This window comes from Streptomyces sp. NPDC028991, assembly GCF_055564775.1.
In genome coordinates this window covers 215,860-236,394 of record NZ_JBVHVP010000007.1, presented here as the reverse complement: position 1 = coordinate 236,394, position 20,535 = coordinate 215,860, and the positions used below count along the sequence as shown (strand labels likewise).

16 protein-coding genes are annotated in these 20,535 nt (G+C 73.3%); 2 read left to right on the top strand and 14 right to left on the bottom strand.

Features of this window, described 5'->3' with window-relative positions; translation table 11 throughout:
* Positions 1-179: 179 nt before the first annotated feature.
* Both ACZ4V1_RS17665 and ACZ4V1_RS17660 read right to left on the bottom strand, forming a co-directional pair.
* Entirely contained in the window at positions 180-1,877 is a 1,698-nt protein-coding gene (locus tag ACZ4V1_RS17665; RefSeq protein WP_468336257.1) for a flavin monoamine oxidase family protein, read from the bottom strand.
* Positions 1,878-1,923: 46 nt separating this feature from the next.
* Positions 1,924-2,712, bottom strand: coding sequence for a carbon-nitrogen hydrolase family protein (locus ACZ4V1_RS17660; protein WP_468336255.1), 789 nt, complete (start codon positions 2,710-2,712; stop codon positions 1,924-1,926).
* 635 nt (positions 2,713-3,347) lie between these two features.
* Between ACZ4V1_RS17660 and ACZ4V1_RS17655 the strand changes: the two genes are divergently transcribed.
* Positions 3,348-3,893 carry a Repetin gene (locus ACZ4V1_RS17655; RefSeq protein ID WP_468336252.1) on the top strand — a complete coding sequence of 182 codons (546 nt, stop codon included), beginning with the start codon at positions 3,348-3,350 and terminating at the stop codon, positions 3,891-3,893.
* Here the strand turns inward: ACZ4V1_RS17655 and ACZ4V1_RS17650 are convergent.
* The 9 genes from ACZ4V1_RS17650 to fmt form a co-directional block, all read right to left on the bottom strand.
* On the bottom strand, positions 3,841-5,073 hold the full coding sequence (locus tag ACZ4V1_RS17650) for an MFS transporter (RefSeq protein ID WP_468336249.1): 1,233 nt from the start codon (positions 5,071-5,073) through the stop codon (positions 3,841-3,843). The genes ACZ4V1_RS17655 and ACZ4V1_RS17650 overlap by 53 nt on opposite strands.
* A 158-nt stretch (positions 5,074-5,231) precedes the next feature.
* The gene (locus tag ACZ4V1_RS17645; RefSeq protein WP_003977367.1) at positions 5,232-5,684 is read right to left on the bottom strand and encodes an Lrp/AsnC family transcriptional regulator; all 453 of its coding nucleotides are present in this window, start codon (positions 5,682-5,684) and stop codon (positions 5,232-5,234) included.
* 27 nt (positions 5,685-5,711) lie between these two features.
* A complete protein-coding gene (locus ACZ4V1_RS17640; RefSeq protein WP_468336246.1) occupies positions 5,712-7,199 on the bottom strand; it encodes an amino acid permease in 1,488 nt (495 codons plus the stop codon).
* Positions 7,200-7,947: 748 nt separating this feature from the next.
* Positions 7,948-9,390 (bottom strand): GuaB1 family IMP dehydrogenase-related protein, encoded by a 1,443-nt coding sequence (locus ACZ4V1_RS17635; protein ID WP_468336243.1) that lies wholly within the window; start codon positions 9,388-9,390, stop codon positions 7,948-7,950.
* A 158-nt stretch (positions 9,391-9,548) separates the two neighbouring features.
* Positions 9,549-9,872 carry a barstar family protein gene (locus tag ACZ4V1_RS17630; RefSeq protein ID WP_468336240.1) on the bottom strand — a complete coding sequence of 108 codons (324 nt, stop codon included), beginning with the start codon at positions 9,870-9,872 and terminating at the stop codon, positions 9,549-9,551.
* Between the two features lie 74 nt (positions 9,873-9,946).
* Positions 9,947-10,990 carry a sugar-binding transcriptional regulator gene (locus ACZ4V1_RS17625; protein ID WP_468336237.1) on the bottom strand — a complete coding sequence of 348 codons (1,044 nt, stop codon included), beginning with the start codon at positions 10,988-10,990 and terminating at the stop codon, positions 9,947-9,949.
* A gap of 77 nt (positions 10,991-11,067) precedes the next feature.
* Positions 11,068-11,754: a ribulose-phosphate 3-epimerase gene (rpe, locus tag ACZ4V1_RS17620; protein ID WP_468336234.1), complete on the bottom strand. Its 687-nt coding sequence runs from the start codon at positions 11,752-11,754 to the stop codon at positions 11,068-11,070.
* A gap of 207 nt (positions 11,755-11,961) precedes the next feature.
* Positions 11,962-13,398 carry an RsmB/NOP family class I SAM-dependent RNA methyltransferase gene (locus tag ACZ4V1_RS17615; protein WP_468336231.1) on the bottom strand — a complete coding sequence of 479 codons (1,437 nt, stop codon included), beginning with the start codon at positions 13,396-13,398 and terminating at the stop codon, positions 11,962-11,964.
* Between the two features lie 80 nt (positions 13,399-13,478).
* Positions 13,479-14,411: a methionyl-tRNA formyltransferase gene (fmt, locus tag ACZ4V1_RS17610; protein WP_468336228.1), complete on the bottom strand. Its 933-nt coding sequence runs from the start codon at positions 14,409-14,411 to the stop codon at positions 13,479-13,481.
* Positions 14,412-14,733: 322 nt separating this feature from the next.
* On the opposite strand from fmt, the gene ACZ4V1_RS17605 reads away from it, so the two are divergent.
* Positions 14,734-15,300, top strand: a complete 567-nt coding sequence (locus ACZ4V1_RS17605) for a hypothetical protein (protein ID WP_468336225.1) — start codon at positions 14,734-14,736, stop codon at positions 15,298-15,300.
* Between the two features lie 169 nt (positions 15,301-15,469).
* Here ACZ4V1_RS17605 and ACZ4V1_RS17600 read toward each other — a convergent pair whose 3' ends face one another.
* From ACZ4V1_RS17600 to coaBC, 3 genes are all read right to left on the bottom strand, one after another.
* Complete coding sequence (locus ACZ4V1_RS17600) at positions 15,470-17,620, bottom strand: primosomal protein N' (RefSeq protein ID WP_468336222.1); 2,151 nt, start codon at positions 17,618-17,620, stop codon at positions 15,470-15,472.
* Between the two features lie 153 nt (positions 17,621-17,773).
* A complete protein-coding gene (gene metK / locus ACZ4V1_RS17595; protein WP_468336219.1) occupies positions 17,774-18,982 on the bottom strand; it encodes a methionine adenosyltransferase in 1,209 nt (402 codons plus the stop codon).
* Between the two features lie 240 nt (positions 18,983-19,222).
* Entirely contained in the window at positions 19,223-20,425 is a 1,203-nt protein-coding gene (gene coaBC, locus ACZ4V1_RS17590; RefSeq protein WP_468336216.1) for a bifunctional phosphopantothenoylcysteine decarboxylase/phosphopantothenate--cysteine ligase CoaBC, read from the bottom strand.
* Positions 20,426-20,535: the final 110 nt, after the last annotated feature.

The window sequence follows — 20,535 nt, the reverse complement described above, 5'->3', positions numbered from 1 at the left end:
TGGATCAGGCCGGCTCCAGGAGACGGTGCCTTGTGGCCGACCCGAGCGGGGTCTGGTGCGTGCAGCTGCAAGGCGGAGGAGGGCGACGACGCGGAGCGTTGGCAACCGACGACAACGCCGCAGATGTGCGTGCCAGGCCCCGCGACCCCGGCAAGATCCAAACGACACCCCCTAGCCGGCTAGTCCTCGGGCAGCTCGACCGGCGCGATCTCGTCGTAGACGTCCCCCGGGCCCGGGTTGGTCGCGTCGGTCTCCCCGCCGAAGTGGTGCATGACGCCCCAGACCGCGTTCAGCGCGGTCTGGACGGCGCCCTCCGCCCAGCCGGCCGTCCAGGAGACGTCGTCGCCGGCGAGGAAGATGCCCCGCTTGTCCTCGGGCAGCTCCTCCTGCATGAAGTGCGTGAACAGGCGCCGCTGGTAGCGGTAGTGACCGGGCAGGTTGGCCTTGAACGCGCCCATGAAGTAGGGCTCGTTCTCCCAGGAGACCGTCACCGGGTTGCCGATGATGTGCTTCCTGATGTCGACCTTCGGATAGATCTCGCCGAGCGACTTCAGCATGACCTCCATCCGCTCGTTCGCGGACAGCGGCAGCCACTTCAGACTGTCGTCGCACCAGGTGTAGGAGAGGCAGATGACGGCGGGCTTGTCCGGTCCGTCGTCCAGGAGGTAGGTACCGCGCGTCATCCGGTCGGTGAGCGTCATCGACATGACGTCCCGCCCGGTGTCCTCGTCCTTGTCCAGCCAGAAGGGCCGGTCGACCGGCACGAAGAGCTTGGAGCTCTCCATGTAGTGGGTCCGCTCGATCGCGGTCCAGTGGTCGATCGGGAAGAGCGAGTCGTCGCAGGCGATCTTCGAGAGCAGCATCCAGGACTGGGCGGTGAAGATCGCCGCCTGGTACGTGCGGATGTCCCCGTCGGCGTCGGTCACGGTGATGCGGTTGCCGGCGGTGCGGTTCAGCCGGGTCACGGCCGGGCGGGGCGCGCCGCCGGCGTGCAGCTTGGCCAGCGACGTGCCGTGGTCCCAGTGGACGATCTTCTCCGGCTCGCGCTCCCAGAGCCTGAGCGGCAGCTGCTGGGAGCCGCCGACGATGCCGCGGTGGTGGTCGTCGGCCTCGGTGTAGACGACGCGGAGGATCTCCAGGATGGAGTTGGGGAAGTCGGTGTCCCAGCCGCCCGTGCCGAAGCCGACCTGGCCGAAGATCTCCCGGTGCCGGAAGGATTTGAACGCCTCGGAGTCGCAGAGGAAGCCGTAGAAGGTCTGGTTGTCGAGCTTCTCGACCAGCTTCGCCCAGATCTCGCGGATGCGCGGGACGTCGCGCTCGCGCAGGGCGCGGTTCATGTCGGAGAAGTCGGCACCCTCCTCCAGGCACTTCGCCCAGGCGTCGGCCACGTCACGGTAGACCTGGGGCAGGTCGTCGAGCTTCTCGGCGTAGTGCGACTCGCCCTTGAGATCGACGACGGTCGAGGGCGTCGCCTCGGCGAGGGGGTTGGGGAAGGGACTGGTCTTCAGGCCGACCAGGTCGATGTAGTGCTGGAGCGCGGTGGAGGACGGCGGGAAGCGCATCGCGCCCATCTCGGCGGTCAGCGACGGGTCGCACCCGTCGAAGCCCACGGTCCGCAGCCGCCCGCCGATCCGGTCGGCCTCGTACACGACGGGCTTGAGGCCCATCTTCATCAGCTCGTAGGCGGCCACGATGCCGGACAGGCCGCCGCCGATGACCGCGACCTCGGTGCCGTGCTCGGTCGCGGGTATCTGACCGAGACCCGCCGGGTGGGCGAGGAAGTCGTCGTACGCGTACGGGAAGTCCGGCCCGAACATGGTGATCGGCGGCTGCTGCTCGTCTGCGTGCTCGATCGCGTTGGGCACGGTGGACGTCATGGGGTACGGACTCCTTGCGAGGTGGAACGGGGGCGGGGCTCGGGGCTCAGGTGAGGGACCCGTAGAGGCCGGGGCGGCGGTCCTTCAGGTACGGGTTCGCCGCACGGGAGGCGGCGAGGAAGGCCGGGTCGACATCGGCGAGGACCAGTTCCTCGGCACGCCCGGCGCGGGCGCGGGCGGTGCCGTCGGGCCCGGCGAGGGTGGAGAGCCCGACGAACTCGAACTCGCCCTCCCGGCCGACGCGGTTGACGTACGCCACGTACATCTGGTTCTCGAAGGCCCGGACCGGCACGACGGACTCGGCGACGAACTGGAACGGGTGCATCTGCGCGGTCGGGACCAGCAGGAGGTCGGTGCCGGCCAGGGCGTGGGCGCGGACGTTCTCCGGGAACTCCACGTCGTAGCAGATCATCAGGCCGACGGTCACCCCGTCGAGCCGGGCCTGGACGACCGGCTGCTCGCCCGGCGTGAAGTGGTCGCGCTCGAAGCAGCCGAAGAGGTGGGTCTTGCGGTAGTCGGCGAGGCGGGTGCCGTCGGCGGAGATCAGCTGGACGGAGTTGAAGACGCTCTCGCCGGCCCGCTCGGGGTACCCGTAGGCGACGGCGAGTCCGTGGCGCCCGGCGATCTCCGCGACGGCGTCGGCGCAGTCGCCGTCGGCGGGCTCGGCGAGGACCGCGACGTCGTCGCCGATCGCGTACCCGGTCAGGAACAGTTCGGCGGTGACCAGCAGCCCGGCTCCCGCGGCGGCGGCCCGGCCCGCGGCCTCGTCGAGGACCTTGAGGTTCTCGGCGGTGGAGCCGGGCCGGCCGGAGCTCTGGAGCAGGGCGGTGCGCATGCGTGTTCCTCACCAGGGGGGCGGGGGTCGGGGGGCCAGATAGACGGTACGGTCGGCGGACAGGGCCGGACAAGAAGGACCTGTTGCGCGCCGGTGAGCGGATCGTTGCGTTCGCGGGGCACCCCACGGCGATTCGTTGTGCACCCCACGCGGCCGGACCGCCCTCGGCCGCGCACGCCCGACACCTCGGCCACCGCCGGCCACGCAGGAGTCGGCGCTCCGGTCACCGTCCGCCACCCACGACTCAGCACCCCGGCCACCGCCAGCCGCCCACGACTCGGCACCCCGGCCACCGTCCGCCACCCACGACTCGGCACCCCGGCCACCGTCCGCCACCCACGACTCGGCACCCCGGCCACCGCCAGCCACCCACGACTCGGCACCCCGGCCACCGCCAGCCACCCACGACTCGGCACCCCGGCCACCCGCGCGGCGTCTCGCTGGTGCCGGACGGAGCGCTGCGGGCTCAGATTCCGTCCGCATGTCCGGGTCCTCCCCAGGAGGCACACCGCGGCCCCTTCCCCCCGCCGCGCGGCGGAGGAGGGTCCCGCCTTGAGCGCGATGTGGCGGGAGTACGGCGCCGGAAGAGTGGTGGGCGTTCAGTTCGCCAGTTTCCGCCTGCGGAGAGGACCTCCATGAAACGCCGTACGATGACCGCCGCACTCTGCGCCGCACTGCTCCTCACCGCCGTGACGACGGGCGCCGCGGTCGCCTCCGGTCCCCACGAGGAGCGACCTCCGAGGGAGGCCGCCGCGCTCACCGGCTCCGCCAAGCTGTACCGGTCGGCGGGTGACGACATCACGTTCACCTTCGACGCCCATCTGGCGGCCGAGCACAACGACGACCCGCTCAAGGCCACGGGTACGTTCGAGTTCAGCCACTACGTGAACGGCGAGGGCGCCCGGGCGGAGGTCGCCGTCGACTGCCTGCTGACCGGCGGTGACGTGGCCGTCGTCTCCGGTGTCGTCACCGACTCCGACCTGCCCGGAGCCGAGGGCGAGCGGGTCGGCGTCACGGTCCACGACCGCGGCCGCCACGACCGCCTAGGCTACAGCTGGGCCGCGACGGGCAGCCCCGCGGACGGCGGGGAGCTGCCCAAGTGCGTGTCCTCGGCGCCCTTCGAGAAGGTCAGGAAGGGAACCGGGGACTTCGAGGTCGTGCCCTGGCAGCCGCGCCTGTAGCGCGGGCGGCGGTGGCCAGCAGCAGCGCCGTCAGCAGATACGGCACCGCGGACAGGGCGAACGCGGTGCCGTGCCCCGTCACCGTGGCGGCCGCCGCGTACGCGCCGTAGGTGGCGAGGGTGCCCAGCTCGGTGCCCAGGCCGGCGACCGAGGTCAGGGTGGCCCGACCGGTGTCGTCGATGCGCTCCTGGAGGCGGGCGTCGGCCAGCACGGTCGCCAGCTGGAAGCCGCCGAAGGCCAGCGCCACCAGGACCAGGGCGCCCGGGGTGCCCGCCGCGGCGCCCACCGCCAGGGCGAGCGCCGAGCCGGTGAGCAGGGCGGCGAACCCGGTCGTGGTCAGGCGTGCGGCGGCGCCGGCCAGCAGGCTCCCGGCCGTGGCACCGGCCCAGATCACCAGCAGCAGCCAGGGGACGGTCTCCCGCGCCACGCCGGTGTCGCGCACCAGCAGCGGCGAGTACTCGTCGAGGGCGCCCCACACCGCGGTCACGGCCGGTACGAGGAGCAGCGCGCCGCGCACGGACCGGTCGGTGCGGGCCGCGACGAGTCCGGCGCGCAGGGTCGCGGACCACCGGTCGCCGTCGGCGGACGGTTCGCGGTGCTCGGGGAACCGGGCCGCCACGGCCGCGCCTGCCAGGCAGACCAGCACGCTCGCCGCGCCCACCGCCTCGTAGCCGCCCCGGGCGAACACCGGTCCGGCCAGGCCCATCGCGGTCATCGTCGCTGCGATGCCGACCGCCCGCGCCCGGCCCATGACGCGGGCGTACCGGTCGGCGGCGCCCGCCCGGTCCAGTTCTTCGTAGACCAGCGCCTCCAGCGCCCCCGAGCCGAGCGCGCCGCCTGCGCCCCACAGCACGAAGCCGAGCGCGAAGGCGCCGTAGGAGGGCACGAGCACCCACAGGGCGAAGCCGGCGGCGGTGAGCAGCGGGCCGAGCACCAGCAGCAGCCGCCGGGAGACGGCGTCGGCCCAGGCGCCGGAGGGCACCTCCAGGACCACGCCGGTCAGCGACCACAGGGCGAACAGCGAGGACATCTGCCAGACGGACAGACCGGTGTCGCTGAACAGCAGCGCGTACACCGGGTACAGCAGGACGAGGTCGTCGCAGAACGCCGAGGCGTACAGCGTGCGCGTCAGCCGCCGGGTACCGGCGGTGGCGGGAGCACGCTCGGGTGAGAGAGTCATGAGGCCTTCCCGAGGGGGCGGATCGGACACCGGAGGTACGGCGTCCGAGGCGGCCCTCGGGGCAAGGCGCTGCTGGTGGATCAATGTCGCCAGGTCATGGCACCGATGCTAGACGGCACCGGGCCCGCTGCCCACCGATTACCGCCGGCGGCCCCGACTCACGTGGGCGATCCCGACGAGAAGCGGCGCAGCAGCGGCGAGAGCACCAGCACGGACTTGGTGCGCTCCACGAACGGCTCGCCGGCGATCCGCTCCAGGACCCGTTCGAAGTGGCGCATGTCGGAGGCGAAGACCTGGGCGACCGCGTCCGCGTCGCCGGTGACGGTGGACGCGGCCACCACCTCCTGGTAGCGCTCCAGGCCCCGCTGGATGGTCTCCGGCGAGGTGTTGCGGCGGCAGAAGATCTCGACGAACCCCTCGGTCTCCCAGCCGAGCGCGGCGGGGTCGACCCGTACGGTGAACCCGGTGATGGCTCCGGTGGCGCGCAGCCGGTCCACGCGCCGCTTCACGGCGGGCGCGGACAGGCCGACCGACTGCCCGATGTCCGCGTAGGAGCGGCGGGCGTCCTCGGCGAGGGCGTGCACGATGCGTTCGTCGAGATCGTTCAGCACTGCGGGTCGTTCACTTCGCTTCTGGAGCTACTGGAGCTGCTGGGCTTCTGAGGTCTCCGGCGTGGCGAGCCGGGAGCGGCGATGGCCGTACACGAAGTAGAACACGAGCCCGACCGCCATCCAGACACCGAAGACCACCCAGGTGACGGTGGACAGGCTGCCCATCATCCAGACGCAGAAGGCGAAGCCCAGGGCCGGCAGGACCGGTGCCAGCGGCACCCGGAAGGTGCGGTGCATGTCCGGGCGGGACCGGCGCAGCACCACGACGGCCACGTTGACGAGGGCGAAGGCGAAGAGGGTGCCGATGCTGGTGGCGTCGGCGAGTTGTCCGAGCGGGATGGCGGCGGCCAGGACGCCGCAGAACAGGGAGACGATCAGCGTGTTGGCGCGGGGCGCGCCGGTCTTCGGATGGACCCGGGAGAACACCTTGGGCACGAGCCCGTCGCGGGACATGGCGAACAGGACGCGGGTCTGGCCGTAGAGCACGGTCAGGACGACGCTGGCGATGGCGATGACCGCGCAGAAGGCCAGCAGGGTGCCCCAGAAGCTCTGGCCGGTGACGTCGGTCATGATCTGGGCGAGGGAGGCCTCGGAGTCGGTGAAGGTCCGCCAGGGCCTGGCGCCGACGGCGACGGCCGCGACGAGGACGTACAGCACCGTCACGATGACGAGGGACAGCATGATCGCGCGGGGCAGGTCGCGCTGGGCGTTCTTGGCCTCCTCGCCGGCGGTGGACGCGGCGTCGAAGCCGATGTACGAGAAGAAGAGCGTCGCGCCGGCCGCGCTGACGCCGGCCATGCCGAGCGGCATGAAGTCCTCGTAGTTGCCGGAGCGGAAGCCCTGCACGCCGATCGCGCAGAACAGCACCAGCGCGGCGATCTTGACGACGACCATGATCGTGTTGGCGCGGGCGGACTCGCGGGCACCGCCCAGCAGGAAGGTCATGGCGAGGAGCACGACGATCAGCGCGGGCAGGTTGAAGACGCCGCCGTCGCCGGGCGGGGCCGACAGCGCGGCCGGGATGGTGACGCCGATGGTGCCGTCGAGGAGTTCGTTGAGGTACTCGCCCCAGCCGACGGCGACGGCGGCGACGGACACGCCGTACTCCAGGACCAGGCACCAGCCGCAGATCCAGGCGACCAGTTCGCCCATGGTGGCGTAGGCGTACGAGTACGAGGAGCCGGCGACCGGGATGGTGCCGGCCAGTTCGGCGTAGGACAGGGCCGAGAAGAGTGCCGTGAGGCCGGCGATGACGAAGGAGAGCGTGACGGCCGGGCCGGCCTTGGGGACGGCTTCGCCGAGGACGACGAAGATGCCGGTGCCGAGGGTGGCGCCGATGCTGATCATCGTGAGCTGCCACAGGCCGAGGGAGCGGCGGAGGGTGCCGCCCTCGCCCTGGCCGCCCTCGGCGACCAGGCGTTCCACGGGCTTGCGGCGCATGAGGCGCGCGGCCAGGCCCGGGGACGAGGGGGCGGCCGATGCGTCGTGATGCGGGGGTGCGCCTTGGTCGAGCACGCGTTGACTCCTTTGTCGCTGCCGGTCGCGCCCGCCGGGTGTGAGCGGACGGGCTTGCGGCGGGCCTCTGGAGCGGCGGGGACATGGCGGGCACCCACGCGAAAGAGCGGGAACCCACCGAGCGGGGTCCCCGCCACGCCACGTACAGCGCAGAACACTACGAGCGGTGCGGGCCCTCGGTAATGAAGCAACCTTGCGCATCTCCGCACGATCGTTGCGTTCGCCGGGGCAAGGCGCGTGTTCGTTGCGCGGAGGCTTTGGAGCGTTGCGTACGAGGGTCGAGGGGTGGGGAATCGGCCCTGGTCAGCGCCCGTCCGGTGCGCCCGCGAGCGCCCGCGCCCCAGCGCGTCCGCCGCGTCGGAACCGATCTCTGCGGGCCGGTCACGTGCGGCCTTTCGGGCGTCGGTCCAGAGCGGGTGCGCCTCCCGGGCGGCCTGCTCCCGACGAGCGTCCCACCCGCCCCTGTCCCCGGCCGGGACGGCGGCGGCGGCGAGGCCCTCGGCCGCATCCAGCTCCTCGAACCGCGTGCACTGAGCGAGGGATCGCCCGCAAGGCCGCCCACGGACGCCGGTTCACCTCCGCGCGGCCCGGGAAGCCGGCGCCTACTGGCCGCGGGCCGGGGCCGCGCCGGGCACCGGCACCGGCATGCGTCCGGCGCCGTCGTCCTGCGTCCGGCGCCGCGTCGGGGTGGCTCGGCGTCAGGCCACCCCGACGGCGTCGGGACTCGGGCGCCCGGACCCGGGCGTGGTCAGCTCCAACTGGCGTGCAGCGGCTTGCCCTCGGCGTAGCCGGCGGCGCTCTGGATGCCGACGACGGCCTTCTCGGCGAACTCCTCCAGGGAGGCGGCACCGGCGTAGGTGCAGGAGGAGCGGACACCGGCGATGATCGAGTCGATCAGGTCCTCGACGCCGGGCCGGGCCGGGTCGAGGAACATCCGGGAGGTGGAGATGCCCTCCTCGAACAGCCCCTTGCGGGCCCGGTCGTACGCCGACTCCTCCGAGGTGCGGTTGCGCACCGCGCGGGCGGAGGCCATGCCGAACGACTCCTTGTAGGGGCGGCCGTTGGCATCGTGCTGGAGGTCGCCCGGGGACTCGTACGTACCCGCGAACCAGGAGCCGACCATCACGTTGGACGCACCGGCCGCGAGGGCCATCGCCACGTCGCGCGGGTGCCGGATGCCACCGTCGGCCCACACGTGCTTGCCGTACTTCCGGGCCTCGGCGGCGCACTCCAGGACCGCGGAGAACTGCGGCCGGCCGACGCCCGTCATCATGCGGGTGGTGCACATGGCGCCGGGTCCGACGCCGACCTTGACGATGTCGGCGCCCGCCTCGATCAGGTCGCGCACGCCCTCGGCGGAGACGATGTTGCCCGCGACGATCGGGACCTGCGGGTCGAGGTCGCGCACCACCTTGACGGCGCCGATCATCGACTCCTGGTGACCGTGCGCCGTGTCGATGACGAGGGTGTCCACACCCGCGTCCAGCAGTTGCTTGGCCTTGCCCGCCACGTCGCCGTTGATGCCGACGGCGGCGGCGACGCGCAGGCGGCCCCGCGCGTCGGTCGCCGGAGTGTAGAGGGTGGCCCGCAGGGCGCCCTTGCGGGTCAGGATGCCGGCGAGGCGGCCGTCCTTGTCCACGGCGGGCGCGTAGCGGCGGTTGGCGGCGTCGAGGGTGTTGAAGGCCTCGCGCGGGTCCATGTCCGCGTCGATGAGGATCAGGTCCTTGGACATGACCTCTTCGAGCTGGGTGAAGCGGTCCACGCCGGTCAGGTCGGTGTCGGTGACCACGCCGACGGGCTTGCCGCCGTCGTCGACGACGACACCGGCGTTGTGCGCGCGCTTGGGCAGCAGGGACAGCGCGTCGGCGACGGTCTGGTGCGGCGCCAGCACGATCGGGGTGTCCAGGACGAGGTGGCGGCTCTTCACCCAGGAGACGACGTCGGTGACGACCTCGATCGGGATGTCCTGCGGGATGACCACCAGGCCGCCGCGCCGGGCCACCGTCTCGGCCATGCGGCGGCCCGCGATGGCGGTCATGTTGGCGACGACGAGCGGGATGGTGGTGCCCGTGCCGTCCGGGGAGCCGAGGTCCACGCCCTGCCGGGAGCCCACGGCGGAGCGGCTCGGCACCATGAACACGTCGTCGTACGTCAGGTCGTACGAGGGCTGGATGTCATTCAGGAAACGCACGTGCTGCACATCCCAGTCGATCAGAGGTGGCCCCCGGACAGGTCAGCCAGGGGGAAAGAGCACGTACTTCATTCTCCCACGGCTGATGGCCGACAACCCCCGGGCAGATCGTCCAGGCTGGTCAGCGACCTCCTTGGAGGATCCTCCAGTACCGAGGGTCACTCGCCGGGACCGAGGGTCACGAAGAGCCCCGGGCCGCGGTCCGTCGCCTCGGCGAAGACCTCCTCGGCGACGGCCCATTCGTCCGGCCGCGTCTCGGCGTACTCCCGCCACCCCCGCACGACCAGGACCAGCCCTCGCTCCCCCGCCTCCGCGGGCCAGACGGAGGGGTCGGCGAGGGAGTCGGCGAGCGCGTCCCAGTTCCGGCCGAACCAGTCGGGCAGCGCCAGGTCACGGGCGCAGCGGTCCATCAGGCCCGCCTTGTCCGCGACCCCGTCGAGGTCCAGCGTGACCACGAGCCGCCCCGCGGAGTCCTCGATCATCTCGCGCCCTTCCCCTCTCGTGAACGCCCGGTGGCCCGGCCGTCCGACCTATCACATGATGACCTGAAACGCCGTCAGGCTCCGTCGGGATCGGTCCGGTTGAGCGTCGACTTGGGCGCCGAGCCCAAGGTCATCAGGTAGTCCGCGGCCGACGTGTCCGTCACCAGGCTGGTGACAAGACCGGAGCGCAGCACCGCGTCAATGGCCCCCGCCTTGCGCTGCCCGCCCGCGATCGCCACGACCTCGGGGATACGACGGAGCTGGTCTGCCTTGACCGTGATGCACCGCTCCCCCAGGTCCCGCCCGACCCGGCGCCCCTCGGCGTCGAAGAGGTGCGCGGACATCTCGGCGGCGACACCGAGCGAGGCGTAGTGCGCGCGCTCCTCGTCGCTGAGCATGTCGTGCACCGTCGAGATACCCGGCTCCCAGGAGCCGATGGAGACGCAGGCGACCGTGACCTTGTCGAAGTACTCGAAGGCCCGGGCGATCCCGGTCTGGTGGCGCAGCGCCTGTGCGGTGGCCGCGTCCGGCAGCAGCATCGGCGCGTAGATGGGATGCGCGTCGCCGCCCGACACCTGGGCGGCGCGGCGGACGGCCTCCACCGAGCCGCGCTCGGCGGTCCCGGCGTCGTACACGCCCGTCAGCTGCACCACCGTGCACGGCGGCAGCTTGTCGAGCGCCGCCGCCATGTGGATGGTGGACCGGCCCCAGGCGAGGCCCAGCACATCGCCCTCGTTGACCAGCTCGCCGAGCAGGTCGGCGGCCACCTCGCCCAAATTCTCCGGGTCGGGCGTCTCCTCGGCGTCGGCCGGGGACTCCACCACGACGGCGTGCCTGAGGCCGTAGCGGGCCCGCAGGGCGTCCGAGCGCTCGGCGTCCAGCTCGGCCGGCACCCGGATCTCGATTCGTACAAGGTCTCGCTCGAGGGCGGTCTCGAGGACCCTGGCCACCTTGAAGCGGCTGACGCCGAACTCCTCCGCGATCTGGATCTTGGACTTGCCCTCGAGGTAGAAGCGGCGGGCCATGGCCGCCGCCTGGACCAGCTCAGCGGGTCCCATCCGCATGGCTGAACGGCCCGCCGACATACCCGACACGGCGATCTCCTCACTGCTGTTCACACTCTGGATACGCCGTTCATCCTTGCAGATTCGGCGCACTTGATCAGCCCTGATGGGAGCCGTTCACGTTCTGTTCCTCAGTGGTCGCACGCCCAGGACGCCTTGGCGGTCGCCGCCTCGGCCTGCGTGCGCAATGCACGTACCGCCTCGGCCGGGTCGGACGCCCCGTACACGGCGGAACCCGCGACGAAGACGTCGGCGCCGGCGTCGGCGCACCGCTCGATCGTCGATGCCGACACCCCGCCGTCGACCTGGAGCCACAGCTCCAGACCGTGCTTCTTGATCAACTCACGGGTGCGCCGGATCTTCGGGAGCATGATGTCGAGGAACGCCTGCCCGCCGAAGCCCGGTTCAACCGTCATGATCAGCAGCATGTCGAGTTCGGGCAGCAGATCCTCGTACGGTTCGATCGGCGTCGCGGGCCGCAACGCCATGGACGCGCGGGCGCCCTTGGCGCGGATCTCCCGGGCCAGCCGCACCGGCGCGGCGGCCGCCTCCGCGTGGAAGGTGACGGAACCGGCCCCCGCCTCGACGTACCGCGGCGCCCACCGGTCCGGGGCCTCGATCATCAGGTGGCAGTCCAGCGGGGTGTCCGTCGCCCTGGCCAGGGACTCCACGACCGGCACGCCGAGCGTGAGGTTCGGGACGAAATGGTTGTCCATGACGTCGACGTGGAGCCAGTCGGCTCCCTCGACCGCCTTGGCCTCGTCCGCGAGGCGGGCGAAGTCGGCGGACAGGATGCTGGGGTTGATCTGCGCGGCCATGCCCCCAGACTGCCATGCCCTCGGGGGATGGGGGGCATCGGTCCCGGGTCGCGGGGCCGGCCCTCGGCCGCGGGCCGTGGCCGGTTGCTCGCACCGGCGCGGCACCGGTGCGACGCGGCACCGGTGCGACGCGGCACCGGTGCGACGCGGCACGGCGCAACGCGGCACGGCGCAACGCGGCACGGCGCCGCGCGCCTTCGGAGCGCTCTACGCGGTGCGGCGGATCAGGGCGAGGTACATCGCGTCGGTGCCGTGCAGGTGGGGCCAGAGCTGGATGTCCGGTCCGTCGCCGAGGTGCGGTACGCCGGGGAGCAGGGGGCGTGCGTCGAGGAGTTCCGTGTCGGGGAACTGCTTGAGGACGTCCGAGACGACGGCGCGGGTCTCGGCGAGGTGGGGCGAGCAGGTCGCGTAGCCGACGACGCCCCCGGTCCGTACCGCCTCCAGGGCGCCGCGCAGCAGCCCGCGCTGGAGCGGGGCGAAGCCGTCCAGGTCCTCGGGGCGGCGCCGCCAGCGCGCCTCGGGGCGACGGCGCAGGGCGCCGAGCCCGGTGCACGGCACGTCCACCAGGACGCGGTCGAAGCCGCCGGGCCGCCACGCCGGGCGAGTGCCGTCGGCCGCGATCACCTGGTACGGCCCCGGATTCCCGTCCAGCGCCTTCGCCACCAGACCCGCCCGGTGCGGTTGTTTCTCGGAGGCGAGCAGGAAAGCACCGCGCTCGGCGGCCAGGGCCCCGAGCAGCGCGGCCTTGCCGCCCGGCCCGGCACACCCGTCCAGCCAGCGCCGGTCCGGTCCGTCCAGGGGCGCGTTCGCCAGCGCGAGGGCGACGAGCTGACTGCCCTCGTCCTGCACGCCGGCCCGGTTCTCCCGTACGGCCTCGACGGCCCCGGGCTCGCCGCCCTCGCTCAGTCGCACGGCGTACGGCGACCAGCGCCCCGGCACGGCGGCCTCCTCGCCCAGCAGCTCGTCCGCCGTGGCCCGGCCGGGGCGGGCGACCAGGGTGACCTCGGGCCGCTCGTTGTCCGCGGCGAGCAGTTCCTCGATGCCGGCCCGGCCGCCGCCGAGCGAGTCCCACAGCGCGGAGACGACCCAGCGCGGGTGCGAGTGCACCACGGCGAGGTGGTCCTCCGGGTCCTCGTCGTAGGGCGGGGCGACTCGCTCCAGCCACCCGTCGAGATCGTCGCGTGCGACCTTGCGCAGCACGGCGTTGACGAACTTGGCCCGCCCGTCCCCGAGCACGACTCGCGCGAGCTCCACGGAGGCGGACACGGCCGCGTGGGTGGGAATCCGCGTCCCGAGCAGCTGGTGGACGCCGAGGCTGAGCACGTCCAGCACCGGCGGATCGACCTCCCGCAGCGGCCGGTCGACGCAGTCGGCGATGATCGCGTCGTACGTCCCCTGCCGGCGCAGTGTCCCGTACACCAGCTCGGTCGCGAGGGCCGCGTCCCGGGCGTCGAACTGCTCGGGCCCCTCCTTCTCCCGCGCCTTGCGGAGCAACGGGGGCAGGACGAGGTTGGCGTAGGCGTCCCGCTCGTCCACGGCCCTGAGCGCCTCGAAGGCGAGGATGCGGACGGGGTCCTTCTGGGGCCTGCGGTACGGCTTGCCGGGCTTGCCGGGCTTGCGGGGACGGCGGGGCTGCTCGCTCACGAAAAAGGTGCTCCGGGTGTGGGATGAAGTGCGCTCACCAGCGTACGTCGGGCCGGCGAACGGTGACACGGAGGCGGAGGTCAGCCGCCGAGCCGGTCGCCCTCGGCGATCCGCACGCCGCGCGCCCAGTCCGCGGCCCGCATCGGCTTCTTGCCCTGGGCCTGCACCCACAGCAGCTCGACGGCGTGCGAGCCGGTGCCGACGTACACGTTGTTCTTGCCGGCGGCGAGCTGCCCGGGCGCGAGGTCCGTCCGGTCGGGCACGGGGACCGCCTGCACGAGCTTGAGCCGCTCGTCCCGGAAGGTGGTCCAGGCGCCCGGGGCCGGGGTGCAGCCGCGCACCACCCGGTCGACGCGCAGCGCCGGGGCGGCCCAGTCGACCCGGGCGTCCTCGACGGTGATCTTCGGGGCGAGGGTGACGCCGTCGGCCGGCTGCGGTACCGCCTTCAGGCTGCCGTCCTCGATGCCGTCCATGGTGGCGGCGAGCAGCCCGGAGCCGGCGAAGGCGAGCCGGGTCAGCAGGTCGCCGCTGGTGTCGGTGGGCCGGATGGTCTCGGTCACCGTCCCGTAGACGGGGCCGGAGTCGAGGCCCTCCTCGATCAGGAAGGTGGACGCCCCGGTGATCTCGTCCCCCGCCATGAGCGCGTGCTGCACGGGAGCGGCGCCGCGCCAGGCGGGCAGCAGCGAGAAGTGCAGGTTGACCCAGCCGCGGGCGGGCACGTCGAGGGCGACGCGGGGCAGCAGGGCCCCGTAGGCGACGACGGGACAGCAGTCGGGCGCGATCTCGCGCAGCCGCTCCAGGAACCCCGGGTCGCGCGGCTTCGCGGGCTTGAGCACCTCGATGCCGGCCTCCTCCGCACGCTCGGCCACGGGAGAGGCGACCAGCCGGCGCCCGCGCCCGGCCGGTGCGTCGGGCCGCGTGACGACGGCGGCCACCTCGTGGCGTCCGGAGGCGATCAGGGCGTCCAGGGCGGGGACGGCGACCTCGGGGGTGCCGGCGAAGACGAGCTTCATGGGTGGGACGGGCCTCTCGGGCGGGGGCGGATGCGGGCGACGCACCAGTCTACGAGCCCGCACCCGGCGGAAGGCCGCCGACGTCGCGGCACCACGGCGGCGGCCGCCCACCGCTCGGGCGGCGGGAACCGGGCGGTGCGCGGGTGGGAGAGAAATCCGAGGCCGAGGGCCGAGGCGCACACGGCGCCGGACGGCGCACGCATATGCCGCCACGCCCCCACCCCGTGACCCGCGGAGCACCCACGCGTTGGTCAAGGAAGAGTTGACCCCGGGCCGCCCGCGCGGCCCGATTCCTTTCAACGCCGGTTCGAGAGGCTTGTTCATGGCCGACCACGCAACCCACGACGCCCAGGCTCGGGCCAGCCTGCACTTGCTGGTGCGGGACATCGAGCGGGTCCGCCGGCAGGTGGACGCACTGCGCACCCTCACCGCCCAGCTGGGCAACGTCTACCGCCCGCGCCGCTCCGGCCCCTCCACGGGCTTCGTCGTCTACGGACGAGCCCCCGCCCCGACGGTCCGTCTCGCCCAGGAACTGCGGGACAGTGTCGAGACCCTGGTCACGGCAGCCGTGGACTTCGACCGTTCGCTCGGCTTCTCGTGGGACGCCGTGGGCTCCGCGCTCGGCGTCACCAAGCAGGCGGTGCACCGTCGCTACGGCTCCCGCCGCGCCGCGACCCAGACCGCCCCCACCACCGAGTCCCCCGAGCAGGCACCGGAACCGACGGGCACCCGCCCGGTCAACGTGGGCTCCGGCCACGTGGGCTCCGGACTCCCCACCGTGCCCACGGTCCCGGCCGCGCGTTCCATGCCGACCCAGCCGACGGCGGGCAGTCCGGCCCTGCGCGACGACGTCCGGCCGACGGCCTTCCCCGGCCCGCGCAACGGCTGAGCCGCGACGGCCGAGCCGCCACGCCCGATCGCGGCGGCCCCCACCAGCCCGCCGTCCCCCCGGTCCACACGGGAGGAGGGCGGGCTCCTGTGTGCCGGACTCCTGTGTGCCGGGCTCCTGCGTGCGGGCCCCGGCGGTGTACGTGCGGTGCGGCGTGCGGTGCGCGTCCTCACCCGATGTCGGGCGGATCGATCCGCACCCACACCGCCGCGTCGCTCCCCCGCGCCATCCGCGCCGCCTGAGCGGCCTTCAGCGCGCCGGCCAGCGCCGCCCCGCGCCCCGGAGGCACCCGGATCAGAGCCCGCTCCCAGTGCTCCCCGGGCGGCGGCGCACCCACCCGCCGCGGACGCCCCTCGGCCGTGACCGGCAGCGGCACCGGGCCCAGCACCTCGGCCTCGCGGGGCAGCTCGACGGCGCGGAGGAAGTCGGCCACCGCCTCCACCGGCCCCGCCACCGCCGCCATCCGCGACACCGGCGGAAAGCCCAGTTCGGCCCGCTCGGCCAGCTCCCGCACCGCGTGGCCGACGGGATCCCACCGCACCAGCGCCTGCACCGGCCGCAGGGTCGGCTCGGCGACCGCGACGACGGTGCCCCCGGCGCTCTGCGGGCGCACCAGCGCGGCGGCGGCCAGCCAGCGCCGCAGCGCGTCCTCACCGGCGCGCAGGTCGGGCCGCCCGAGCATCGCCCAGCCGTCGAGCAGCAGGGCCGCCGCGTAACCGCCCTCGGCGACCGGTTCGGCACCCGGGGTGCTGACGACCAGCGCGGGCGCCTGCGGCACGGTGTCCAGCACGTGCTCACGCCCCGAGGTGCGCACCGGCACCGCCGGGAACGCCCGCCCCAGTTCCTCGGCGGTGCGGCGCGCTCCGACGACCTGGGCGCGCAAGCGGAACGCCCCGCACTCCGGGCAGTGCCACCCGCCCTCCTCGCGCCCGCACCAGCCGCACCGCAGCGCGGCCCCGGACTCCTGCCCCTCCAGCGGCCCCGAGCAGTGCCGGCAGCGCGCGGGGGTCCGGCACGCGGCACACGCCATCCGCGGTACGTAGCCCCGCCGGGGCACCTGCACGAGCACCGGTCCGTGCCGCAGCCCGTCCCTGACGGCCTGCCAGGCGAGGGTCGGCAGCCGTGCGGCGCGGGCGGCCTCGTCCCGGGCCAGGTCCTGGTCCCCCACGGTCCGCACCAGCGGGGCGGCGGCCCGCACCTGCTCCCGCGCGGCGACCAGCGGCCGGGCCCAGCCGGTCTCCACGAGCTGGGCGGCTTCCACGGTGCAGCTCCAGCCGCCCAGCAGGAAGGCGCACCGGTCCTGGGCGGCGCGCAGCAGCAGCACTTCGCGCGCGTGCGGCTGCGGGGCGTGCGGTTCGCTGTGGCTGTCGTCGCCGTCGTCCCAGAGGGCCACCAGCCCGAGGTCCCGCACCGGCGCGAACATGGCGGCGCGGGTCCCGATGACGGCCCGTACGGCCCCCCGGCGCACCGCGAGCCACTGCGCGTACCGCTTCTCGGGCCCGGCGTCGGCGGTGAGCACGGCGTGCCGTCCCTCGCCCAGCAGGGCGGTCAGCTCGGCGTCGGCGCGGGCGACGGCCCGCCCGTCCGGCAGCACGACGAGCGCGCCCCGGCCGGAGGCCAGGGTCGCCGCGACGGCCCGTGCCAGCTCCTCGCTCCACCGCGGGCCGGGCAGCGCGTTCCACACCGCGCGCGGCGCACCCCCCGAGGCGAGGGCCGCCACGAACGCGGCCCCGTGCTCGTACCGCGTCCAGGGTCCCGGCTCGGGTGCCGGTGGCGGGGGCAGCGGTTCGGGTGACGTCCGCTTCTCGGCGCGCGCGTTGCGTGGCGGTACGGCGAGCTGCAGCACATCGGCGAGGCTGCCCGCGTACCGGTCGGCGACCGCCCGCGTGAGCCCGAGCAGCTCCTCGTCCAGCACCCGCTCGGGCGAGACGACCTGGGCCAGCGCTGCGAGGGGGCCCGAGTAGTCGGACTCGGCGAGCCGCTCGATCAGGAACCCGTCGACGAGCCCTCCGCCCTCGCGCCGCCCGTCCCGCACCCGGTGCCGCCCGGCACCGAACCGCACCCGCACCCGCACCCCGGGCTGGGCGTCCGCGTCGAGTTCCTCGGGCACGGCGTAGTCGAAGTACCGGTCGAGGTGGAGTACCCCCTTGTCGACCAGGACCCGGGCGACGGGCAGCTTGCCGGCGAGCGCGGCTCCGCGCCAGGTCCGCGGTTTGGCCCGTGGCGTCTTCGCCTGGCGCACGCTCTCCCGGATGAGCGCGAGCTGCTCGGGCGGCGCGTCCTGCGCGCCACCACCCGCCGGTTCGTTCTCGCTGCTCACGCCTGCATTCCTACCAAAGACCACTGACAACCGGCGGCGTCCGGGTTCGCGCGCTCCCGCGCCGCGTACCCGCCCGCGGACGCGCCGAGGCCCGGCGCCCCCACCGGGGGCACCGGGCCTCGCGACCTGCCGTCGTGCGGGCGCTCGGGCGTCTTACAGCCCCGCCGCCTGCCGCAGCGCGTCCACGCGGTCCGTGCGCTCCCAGGTGAATTCGGGAAGCTCACGGCCGAAGTGGCCGTACGCCGCGGTCTGGGCGTAGATCGGGCGGAGCAGGTCGAGGTCGCGGATGATGGCGGCCGGACGGAGGTCGAAGACGTCGTCGATCGCCTTCTCGATCTTCTCGGTGTCGATCTTGGCGGTGCCGAAGGTCTCCACGAAGAGGCCGACCGGCTCGGCCTTGCCGATGGCGTAGGCGACCTGGACCTCGCAGCGGGCCGCGAGGCCCGCGGCCACCACGTTCTTGGCGACCCAGCGCATCGCGTAGGCGGCGGAGCGGTCGACCTTGGACGGGTCCTTGCCCGAGAAGGCGCCGCCGCCGTGGCGGGCCATGCCGCCGTACGTGTCGATGATGATCTTGCGGCCGGTCAGACCGGCGTCGCCCATCGGGCCGCCGATCTCGAAGCGGCCGGTCGGGTTGACCAGGAGGCGGTAGTTCTCCGTGTCGAGCTTGATGCCGTCCTCGAGCAGTGCCTTGAGCTCCGGCTCGACGACGAATTCCTTGATGTCCGGCGCCAGCAGGGACTCGAGGTCGATGTCGCTCGCGTGCTGGGAGGAGACGACGACCGTGTCGAGGCGGACGGCCTTGTCGCCGTCGTACTCGATGGTGACCTGCGTCTTGCCGTCCGGGCGCAGGTACGGGATGGTCCCGTTCTTGCGGACGTCCGACAGGCGCTTGGACAGGCGGTGCGCCAGGAAGACCGGGAGCGGCATCAGGGTCGGCGTCTCGTCGGACGCGTAGCCGAACATCAGGCCCTGGTCGCCGGCGCCCTGGCGGTCCAGCTCGTCCTCGTCGCCCTCGACCCGGTTCTCGTACGCCGTGTCGACGCCCTGCGCGATGTCCGGGGACTGGGCGCCGATCGAGACCGAGACACCGCAGGAGGCGCCGTCGAAGCCCTTCTTCGAGGAGTCGTAGCCGATCTCCAGGATCTTGCCGCGGACCAGCGTGGCGATGTCCGCGTAGGCCTTGGTCGTGACCTCGCCGGCCACGTGCACGAGACCGGTGGTGATCAGGGTTTCGACGGCGACCCGGGAGGCCGGGTCCTCACGCAGTAGCGCGTCGAGAATCGTGTCGCTGATCTGGTCAGCGATCTTGTCGGGGTGACCTTCGGTCACGGACTCCGAGGTGAACAGGCGACGGGACACAACGCTCCCTGGGGTTGCAGCGGCTGCTGGCTGATCATTGGTGGACGGCACGGGGAGCTGCACCCGGCGACGTCCGAGAACAGTTTATCGGTCGCGCTCCGCCACGGGCCCACCCGTCTCGCCTCTCGGAAGGGCTGTGACCTGCGGCACGGGCATTCTGCCCGGAACGGAGCGCCCTTGGCCAGGGCCGCCACGCTCGAATGCGCGGGGTTCGCGGGCCGGGTGGAGTGAATGAGTCATTCAGCCGAGCCGTTCGGCCACGAGGTCCCACACGGTTTCGGCCAGGGCTTCCTTGGGGCCGTGTGCCACCGGGGTCTCGCTGCCGTCGGCGCCGAGGACCACGGCCTCGGTCTCCTCGGAGCCGAAGGTCTTGCGCTCCCCCACCTCGTTGACCACGAGGAGGTCGCAGCCCTTGCGTTTGAGCTTGGCCCGGCCGTTGGCCAGGACGTCGTCGGTCTCGGCGGCGAAGCCGACGACGACCTGTCCGGAGCGGGCCCGGTCCGCGGAGATCTCCGCGAGGATGTCCGGGTTGCGTACCAGGGTGATCGGCGCGGGTTCCTGGTCGTCCTTCTTCTTGATCTTCCCGGCGGCGTACGTGGCCGGGCGGAAGTCCGCGACCGCCGCGGCCATGACGACGACGTCGGCGTCCGCCGCGGCGCGCAGCATCGCCTCGCGCAGCTCCACGGCCGTACCCACCGGCACCACGTCCACTCCGGCCGGGTCCGGAAGCGACGCGTTCGCCGCGACCAGCGTGACGCGGGCACCCCGGGCGGCGGCGGTGCGGGCGAGGGCGTAGCCCTGCTTGCCGGAGGAGCGGTTACCGAGGAAGCGGACCGGGTCGAGGGGCTCCCGGGTGCCGCCCGCGCTGACCACGACGTGCCGTCCGGCGAGGTCCGGCTCGGCCACGCCGCGGGCGATTACCCGGCGGCAGACCTCGAAGATCTCTCCCGGGTCGGGCAGCCGGCCCTTGCCGGTGTCGACGCCGGTGAGGCGGCCGACGGCCGGCTCGATGACGACCGCGCCACGGCGGCGCAGCGTCGCCACGTTCTCCTGGGTGGCCGGGTGCTCCCACATCTCGGTGTGCATGGCGGGCGCGAAGACGACCGGGCAGCGGGCCGTGAGGAGTGTGTTGGTGAGGAGGTCGTCGGCGAGGCCGTGGGCCGCCTTGGCGAGCATGTCGGCGGTGGCCGGGGCGACGACGACCAGGTCGGCGTGCTGGCCGATGCGTACATGCGGGACCTGGTCGACGTCGTCCCACACCTCGGTCGACACCGGGTTGCCGGACAGGGCGGACCAGGTGGCGGCGCCGACGAAGTGCAGCGCGGAGGCGGTGGGGACGACCCTGACCTCGTGCCCCGACTCCGTGAATCTGCGCAGCAGCTCACAGGCCTTGTAGGCGGCGATGCCGCCGCTGACCCCCAGAACGACCTTGGGCTTGTCCACCGTCTCTCCCCGACCTCTCCCCGACTCGGATATCGCCTACGACCCATCACACACCACAGGCCCGGCAGTCGGACTGCCGGGCCTGTGGAAAAGTCAGCTTCAGGCTGAAA